Annotated in this window: 5 protein-coding genes; 3 read left to right on the forward strand and 2 right to left on the reverse strand. The window is 67.7% G+C overall.

Annotation, left to right across the window (positions count from 1 at the left end):
- Positions 1 to 364: 364 nt before the first annotated feature.
- Together ACFYY8_RS35680 and ACFYY8_RS35685 are read right to left on the reverse strand one after the other, a co-directional pair.
- Positions 365 to 991, reverse strand: a complete 627-nt coding sequence (locus ACFYY8_RS35680; protein ID WP_390048809.1) for a response regulator — start codon at positions 989 to 991, stop codon at positions 365 to 367.
- A 176-nt stretch (positions 992 to 1167) separates the two neighbouring features.
- Positions 1168 to 1827 (reverse strand): restriction endonuclease, encoded by a 660-nt coding sequence (locus tag ACFYY8_RS35685; protein ID WP_390048811.1) that lies wholly within the window; start codon positions 1825 to 1827, stop codon positions 1168 to 1170.
- Positions 1828 to 2276: 449 nt separating this feature from the next.
- Here ACFYY8_RS35685 and ACFYY8_RS35690 point away from each other — a divergent pair, with 449 nt between their 5' ends.
- The 3 genes from ACFYY8_RS35690 (at position 2277) to ACFYY8_RS35700 (ending at position 8017) form a co-directional block, all read left to right on the forward strand.
- Positions 2277 to 3239, forward strand: coding sequence for a LysR family transcriptional regulator (locus ACFYY8_RS35690; RefSeq protein WP_352012624.1), 963 nt, complete (start codon positions 2277 to 2279; stop codon positions 3237 to 3239).
- A 245-nt stretch (positions 3240 to 3484) separates the two neighbouring features.
- Positions 3485 to 3832, forward strand: a complete 348-nt coding sequence (locus tag ACFYY8_RS35695) for a hypothetical protein (protein ID WP_390048813.1) — start codon at positions 3485 to 3487, stop codon at positions 3830 to 3832.
- Positions 3833 to 4543: 711 nt separating this feature from the next.
- Positions 4544 to 8017, forward strand: a complete 3474-nt coding sequence (locus ACFYY8_RS35700) for a M28 family peptidase (RefSeq protein ID WP_390048815.1) — start codon at positions 4544 to 4546, stop codon at positions 8015 to 8017.
- The last annotated feature ends 176 nt before the right edge of the window (positions 8018 to 8193 follow it).

Here is an 8193-nt window from a genome sequence, read left to right on the forward strand (position 1 = left end):
ACCGCGGCCGGGCCCTCAAGGGATCCCCCTGGCTCGTGAGGAGCCTTACCGGGAGTTCCCCCACCTGTTCTCCGACGCCAGGAGCGAAGAGCGTCGGCTCACGCTTTCCCGGTGCCGCGCGTGAGGGGGTGAGCTTGGGCTTTCCCGGTGCCAAGTGTGAGGAGCGTCCGGCTTGGGCGCGTCGGTGCTTGGACTGAGGAACGCAGGAGCGCAGCGACGGAGTGACGAGGGAAAGCGCCGACTCGGAGCGCCCAAGCCCGCGACGCCGAAGGCGGAGCAAGGAGACACAGCGACGAGGGAAAGCGCCGACCCGGAGCGCCCAAGCCCGCGACGCCGCAGGCGGAGCAAGGAGACACAGACACAGCTATCTCAGCCAGCCGTCCTCCCTCACCCGGGTGGCGAGGTCGAGTTTGGTGTAGGCGGGTCTGCCCGCTCTGCGGTACTTCTCCTTGACCCGGTCGAGGTAGTTCTTGGCGGTTCCCGGCTGGACTCCCGCGCTGCGGGCCGCCGCGGACAGCGTCATCCCCGACGCGTAGGCCAGCAGTACGGCCCGTTCCTGGGGGGAGAGCACGGGGCGGTCGGCGGCGCGGTCGGACAGCCAGCAGAGCGCCAGTTCGGGGGAGTGCGTGCTTCCCCGGGTGGCGACCTCGCGGACGGCGGAGGTCAGCACGCTCAGGTCGTGGTCCTTGGTGAGGTATCCACCGGCCCCGGCCCTGACGACCTGGGAGCCCATGCTCGGTGAGGTGATCACGCTCACCACGAGCACCCGGCTTCCCGTGGCCACGAGCCTGCGTACGTTGCCGATCGGGTCGGAGCGGTCGGCCAGGAGCAGGTCGAGGATCACCACGTCGGCGGGGGCGTGTCCTCTGGAGAGCAGTTCCGTGACCGTGCGTGCGGTGCCCGCCAGGCGTATGTCGGGGACTCCGGAGAACCAGGCGGTCAGTCCGTCGAGCAGCATCCGGTCGTCGTCGACCACTGAAACCGCGATCATGGTTGCCCTTCCCGGCACCGAGGAAACGGGGTGGTCTCGCCGTGATATGAACGCGTCAAAATCCCATTATTTCCTTACTTTTCGACCTGACTAACATAGATCATTACACCGGTCGAAGTGAGAAATATGACATATACCAAGGCACACAGCGGCTGAGTCGCGCCCGGTGGAAGGGCTCAGTCCCCGCGAGCCGTACGGCCGGGCAGGAGGGCCTCGCCGCCGAGCCAGGCGGCCAGTCGCTCACGCTCGACGAGGATCAGCCCGCCTTGGCTCGCCTCGGTCAGGGCGGGGCGGGTGAGGCGGCCGGAGGTGACCAGGACGCCGGTGTGCCCGGCGAAGGCGTGGGCCAGCGCGCCGAGGAAGTCGCGGACCTGGGGGGCGCCGACGCTGCCGGTGTAGCGCTTGCACTGGAAGGCGAAGCGACGGCCTCCGGGGCCGATCGCGGTCAGGTCGACGCCCCGGTCGCCCGCGCCGCCGAGCAGTCTGACATGACGGAAACCGTCCCGGCGCAGCAGTTCCGCGGTCAGCCTCTCGAACTCCGTGCCCGTCAGCCGGTCGACCCGCTCCAGCTCGGAGTTCTCCCGGAACCACCTGCGCTCCCGCTCGGCCATCGCCCTGGCGCGCGCCACGGCGACGGCCGTGGCCAGGACGAGCGCGGCGACGGCGGCGGCCACGAACCACGGCCAGTTCCGCTGCAGGAAGGGCAGGGCCGCCCTGAGCAGCAGGAACACCAGCGCGGCGCCGAAGAGCCAGAGCAGGAGACCGGTCTCGCCTCCCTTCCCGCGCTTTCCCGCGCCCGAGGGTCGTCTTCTTCCGGCCGGTCGCCGGTCCGCCATCGTGTCAGCTCCCGTCGTCAGGGGGTCGAAGCCGCGAGTGTGAACGACGTCTCCGACAGAAACGGTCATGAGAGGAGGGAGAGTTCCCTTTCGCGGAAGAAAGTCCCCCTGGGGACCGATCGCGTTGGCGGGGCCGTACGAAAGGGAAAAACCAGAAAAGAGCGGATAGTTCGCCATATAAGGCTTATGGAGAGAACGCGAACTTCATTTGGGTGCCGCCCTGTGGCTCTGAGGGATGCCACCCGGAGCGGGCCCCGGTACGGCCCGGCGGGAGCGAGGGGGCGGTGCCGCCGTACCGCGCGATGGGGGGCGCCGGGGCGCGCGGGGCGGCGGCAGGTCGGGGAGCGCTCTCTCGTTTGACCCGGAAAGATGTGCACAGTCTTGGAACCCTGTGAAATCGCTATTGGATTTTGATTTAAAATGGTAGGGTTTCTCCCTATCATCGCCGCATGGACATGGAAATGCGCCATCTTCGGGTCATCCATGCGATCGCCGAGCACGGCAGTATCTCCAAGGCGGCCTCCTCCCTCGGACTGTCCCAGCCCGCGCTGGCCGGTCAGCTGCAGCGCATAGAGCGCATGCTCGGCGGTCAGCTGTTCGAACGGGCTCATGAGGGCAGCCGCCCGACCGCGCTCGGCGGATGGATGCTGGAGCGGTCGAGTTCGCTGTTGCACGCCTTCGGCACCCTGCAACGGGATGCGCGCCACTACGTCGAGCGGGGTACGGGAAAACCTCTCGTGCGGGTCGGCTGTGCGCCGATGTCGCTGGCGGGATACGTCAGCAACTGCATGTACGACCTGGTGCCCGGGGTGGACTTCACCATCCGCACCGAGGAGTGCATGGACACCCTGCACTCCTTCATGGAGACGGGCAGGCTGGAACTGGCCGTCCTGGGTGACTATCCGGGCTACGAGCTGACGCCGCCGCCCGGGGTGGTGTATGAGATCCCGGTGATCGAACCGATCTTCATCGGACTCGCGGAGTCCCATCCGCTGGCCCGGCAGGAGGAGATCGACCTGGCCGACCTGGCCGGCGACGACTGGGCGATGCCTCCGCAGGCGGAGGTGGGCCACAGGGAGCACTTCTGGGACGCCTGCAGGAAGCACGGCTTCGCCCCCAGGCTGAACTTCTCGGTCAGTCCCGCCCTGGCGTACGACCTGATCAGGGCGGGCAGGTGTGTGGGGATGTTCCAGGCGATCTACCAGCCGCACCCGGGGATCGTGGTCCGCCCGCTGGTGGGCACCCCCATGTTGTTCCGCTACATCATCGCCTGGACCAGGCACGGTCCGCTGGCCGAGCACGTGGTCTCCCTGATCAGCAGCGCGATCCGCAGGTACTGGAGCGAAGCGCTGAAGGTCCCCGTCTACGCGGCCTGGCTCGAACGCCACGGACAGCCCCTGCGTTTTCCGTAGTGCCCCATGCCGGTCGTCTTGAGAGATTTCATGTGGCAAATCTGGTTCGAGTGAAAAAATTGGAAAAGTGAAGACGTATCATATCAAGAGGAAAGATTTTCGTCTTCCGGATGAGCGTACCGAGAAGGATGTGGCCGATGCTTTTGAGGCCGCAAACCATGGGATTAAACCGTTGCTGCTCATGTTCTGACATCGTGGAAACGCCGCAATGATCGGCGGCTCAAAAACACGATTCCGGAGGATCAATGAAGCTCTATCGCTCATCGCTCCGAAACGCCGCGACGGCCGCCGCCGTCGCGGCGTTTCTCGGGAGCGGATTGACCACCGTATCGGCCACTCCCGCCCTGGCGGCCCCCTGCACCGTCAACATCTACAAGGTCAACACAGGTCATGGCGGGTCGAGCGTGTACGTCAGTTACATGGGTGCCGAGCTGGTCTATCAGGATCCGAAGGCGGATGATTCCCCCGTTACCGGGCCGAGTTCCTACGTGATGAAGCCCAACCAGGTCAATGGCAGACGTGCCGTCTACCTGGCCGGTGGCCGCCTGGCCTGGATGTACGCTCCGGCGCTGGAATACGAATCCTGTCGTTAGCCGGATTCGAGAGGGCGGCCCCGCGACCGTGCGGTGCCGCCCTCTTCCCTTTTTCTCCCGGTGAACCTTTCCGCCGGAGCCGCCCCGGGCGGCCAAGGAAAACCCGGTTCGGGAAATGATGGCCGTCTTTGCGGTGTTCGGCCCGGGTGGAAAAGGTATGTCCGAAACGCGTCGCCGTTATTCATTGCATAGGAAGGTTTCCTATTTAATACTGTTGTCAACGCAGCGTGTCCATGGTGTGGGACGTCGCCTCTCCGCGTCCTGGCCGCTTCGCCGTACCCCCCGGAGGTTCGTGCGCCCATCGGCCTCGGGGCTCTGACCGGCCCGGTCGCTCCCGCGCGAGCGGTGCCCGGGCTTGACAAGAATATTGACTCCGGTTGTTCCGAAGGCCTTCGGTGTCGGCCCTGATGTTCGCGGGATATGCCATGACCTGCGGATGCTCAAGAACGGCCTGGTCGCGCGACCATCGGCCGGGATGTGACACGGACGATTTCAGCCGCTCGTCCGATGGGTAATGGGTGTCCGCTGACCAGTGAATACATGTCGATCTCCTGTCAAGAGATGAACGCCTGATCACCCCATAGTGGCGGACTATGGGCAGCTGGAGGGTTCCTGACATGTCGTAGTAATGGCACCTTTGGTCCAGCCCTGGCCGGCCACGGCTCCTTGGTCCCTTTCCCCCCAGGGGACTTGTGAGAGGAGTCATCCAGAGTGAGATCCAAGCTCAGAACAGGTGCCGTCGCCGTACTGGCGACAGCGGCGCTGGCGGCTTCCACGCTCGCGAACGCGCCCGGCGCCTACGCGGCCAAGCCCGCGGCGGACGCGAAGCCCACCCCCGTGGGAGCGGCGCAGAAACTCGAAAGGGCGTTCACCCCGCCCAACGCCAGAAGCCGCGAGCGTGCGATCGCGAACGCGGGCAAGGCGCTGGCCGCGGAGTCCGGGACGCTGCGCAAGAGCGCACAGGACAAGTTCACCCTGGCCAAGACCATCGACGGCGCGTACGGCCTGCAGTACCTGACCTACGCCCGCACCTACCGAGGGCTGCCGGTCTACGGCGGCGACGTGATCGTGACCACCGACCGGGCGGGCGACCAGCTCGGCCAGGTCGCCTCCGGCCAGCGGGCGGAGATCAAGGTCGGGGTCACCGCCAAGGTCAGATCCTCGGCGGCGGTGGCCACCGCCCGCGCCAAGCTCGTCAAGGTGGAGAGCGTCGACGCCCCGACCCTGCTGGTCCACGCGGCGGGCACCCAGCCGAAGCTGGCCTGGGAGGTCGTGGTCAGGGGCGCCACCGAGAAGGCGCCCAGCGTGCTGCACGTCTTCGTCGACGCGCTGACCGGCTCGGTGCTGGACTCCTACGACGAGGTCCGCGCGGGCACCGGCAACAGCTTCTACAACGGCAACCCGGTCACCATCCAGACCTCGGGGTCGTCCGGTTCCTACACCATGCGTGACACCACCCGCAGCGGCCTGGCCTGCGGCGGTCAGGGTGGCACGCCGTACACCAAGAGCACCGACTCCTGGGGCAACGGCTCCGGCACCAACCTGGAGACCGCCTGCGTCGACGCCCTCTACGCGGCGCAGACCGAGTGGAACATGCTCAGGGACTGGCTGGGCCGCAACGGCTTCAACGGCCGGGGCAGCGCCTACCCGATCCGTGTCGGTCTCAACGACGTCAACGCGTACTGGAACGGGTCCTACACCAACTTCGGCCACAACCAGTCGAACAACCAGCAGGCGACCCCGATGGACGTCGTCGGCCACGAGTTCGGCCACGCCATCTTCCAGTTCTCCGGCTCCGGGGACGGCGGCAGCGGCAACGAGGCCGGCGGCCTGAACGAGTCGACCGGCGACATCTTCGGCGCGCTGCTCGAAAGCTACGCCAACAACCCCAACGACCCGGCGGACTACCAGGTCGGCGAGGAGGTCAACCTGGTCGGCCAGGGGCCGATCCGCTACATGTACAAGCCGAGCACCAACGGTGACCCGGACTGCTACAGCTCCTCGATCCCGAACACCGAGGTGCACGCGGCGGCCGGTCCGCAGAACCACTGGTTCTACCTGCTCGCCGAGGGCACCAACCCCGGCGGCGGCAAGCCGACCAGCCCGGTCTGCTCCGGATCGTCGAACCTGACGGGCATCGGCATCCAGAAGGCCGGCCAGATCTTCATGGCCGGCCTCAACAACAAGACCTCGCCGTGGACCCACGCCAAGGCTCGCGCGGCCACGGTCGCCGCGGCCAAGCAGCTCTTCCCCAACAGCTGCGTCGAGTGGAACGCGGTCAGGGCGGCCTGGAGCGCGGTCAGCGTCTCCGCCGGTTCCGGTGAGGGCACCTGCACCATCCAGAACCCGAACGACTTCTCGGTCTTCCTCAACCCCACCTCGGGCAGCGTCCAGGCGGGCCAGCAGGCGACCTCGACCGTCGGCACCACGGTGACGGCGGGCAGCGCCCAGTCCATCACGCTGCGGGCCTCCGGTCTGCCTTCGGGGGCGAGCGCCTCCTTCAGCCCGCCGACCATCACCGCGGGCCAGAGCTCGACGCTGAGCGTCACCACCTCGTCGAACACGCCGAACGGCACCTCGTCGATCACGGTCACCGCGGACGGCACCGACGTCGACAGGACCGCGACGTACTCGCTCACGGTCAGCGGCGGCCCGCCCGGCGGCGGTGAGGCACCGGACATCAGCCTCGCCAACGTCAAGGCGCACCTGCAGCAGTTCCAGAGCATCGCCAGCAGCAACGGCGGCAACCGCCGTTCGACCGGCGCCGGCTACACCCAGTCGGTCAGCTACGTGGAGAACAAGCTCCGCGCCGCGGGCTACACCGTCAGCCGGCAGAGCTGCACCTCCGGCTGCAGCGGCGGCGCGGGTCCCAACCTGATCGCGGACTGGCCGGGCGGTGACGCCAACCAGGTCGTCATGTCCGGCGCCCACCTCGACAGCGTCTCCGCGGGTCCCGGCATCAACGACAACGGCTCAGGCTCCGCCACCCTGCTCGAGGTCGCGCTGACCCTCGCCGCGAAGAACCCCACCATGACCAAGCACGTGCGGTTCGGCTGGTGGACCGACGAGGAGCAGGGCCTGCTCGGCTCCAAGTACTACGTCGGCTCGCTCAGCTCGGCGGAGCGCTCCAAGATCAAGGTCTACTACAACTACGACATGGTCGGCTCGCCCAACGGCGGCTACTTCATCAACAACATCGCCACCGCCGCGGCGGCCGATCTCAAGGCCTTCTACACCAAGATCGGCGTTCAGACCGAGGAGAACGTCGAGGGCGCCAACCGCTCCGACGACGCATCCTTCCGCAACGCGGGCATCGCCACCTCCGGTGTGGCCGCGGGCGCCAGCGACATCAAGACCTCGGCGCAGGCCACCAAGTGGGGAGGTACGTCGGGCAGGGCGTACGACTCCTGCTACCACTCCTCCTGCGACACCACCAGCAACATCAACGACACCATCCTCGACCGGGCGGCCGACGCCGCGGCGTACGCGGTCTGGAAGGGCGCCGTCGGCGGCGACACCCCGCCCCCGACCGACGACTTCTCGGTCTCGGTCAGCCCGTCCTCGGCCACGGTCCAGGCCGGTGACTCGACCTCGGCGACGCTGAGCACCCAGGTCACCTCGGGCAACGCCCAGTCGGTCTCGCTCAACGCCGGCGGCGTGCCCTCCGGGGCGAACGTGAGCTTCAGCCCGGCGACCATCACCAGCGGGCAGAGCTCCTCGGTCAGCATCACCACCTCGTCCACGACCCCGGCGGGCACCTACTCCATCAGCCTCAACGGCAACGGGACGAGCGCCAACCGCTCGGCCGTCTTCACCCTCACCGTCGGCGGGACCGGCGGCGGGCGCACCTTCACCAACGACACACCCTTCGAGATCAACGACGGCTACCAGGACTACACCGACATCGACGTCGCCCTCGACGGGGAACCCGAAAGCACGTTCACCGTCACGGCCGACATCCAGCACACCTGCTCGCAGGACGTGCGCATCACCCTGTACCAGCCGAACGGGTCCTCCCGGGTGCTGAAGTACGAGGGCTACGAGGCCTGCACCCCCTACGACGGGCCGGTCACCTTCACCGTGAGCAACCCCTCCAGGCTCGGCAACGGCACCTGGTCGCTCATGGTCGGCGACTACTTCCAGGGAGACACCGGAGTGGTCAACTCCTGGAGCATCTCCTTCTAGCGGGAACACCCCAAGAAACCGGAGAGCGAGCACCCGGCGGGGGGGGGGGGCCGGGGGGGGGGGGGGCCCCCCCCCCCCCCCCCACACCCCCCGCGCCCCCCCCCCCGGGGGGGGGCCCCCCCCCCCGCCCCCGGGGCCGGACAGGCACCCGCCCGCGCCCCCGCCGGCCCCCTCGG

It is taken from the genome of Streptosporangium sp. NPDC001559 (assembly GCF_042893955.1).
Classification (GTDB): domain Bacteria; phylum Actinomycetota; class Actinomycetes; order Streptosporangiales; family Streptosporangiaceae; genus Streptosporangium.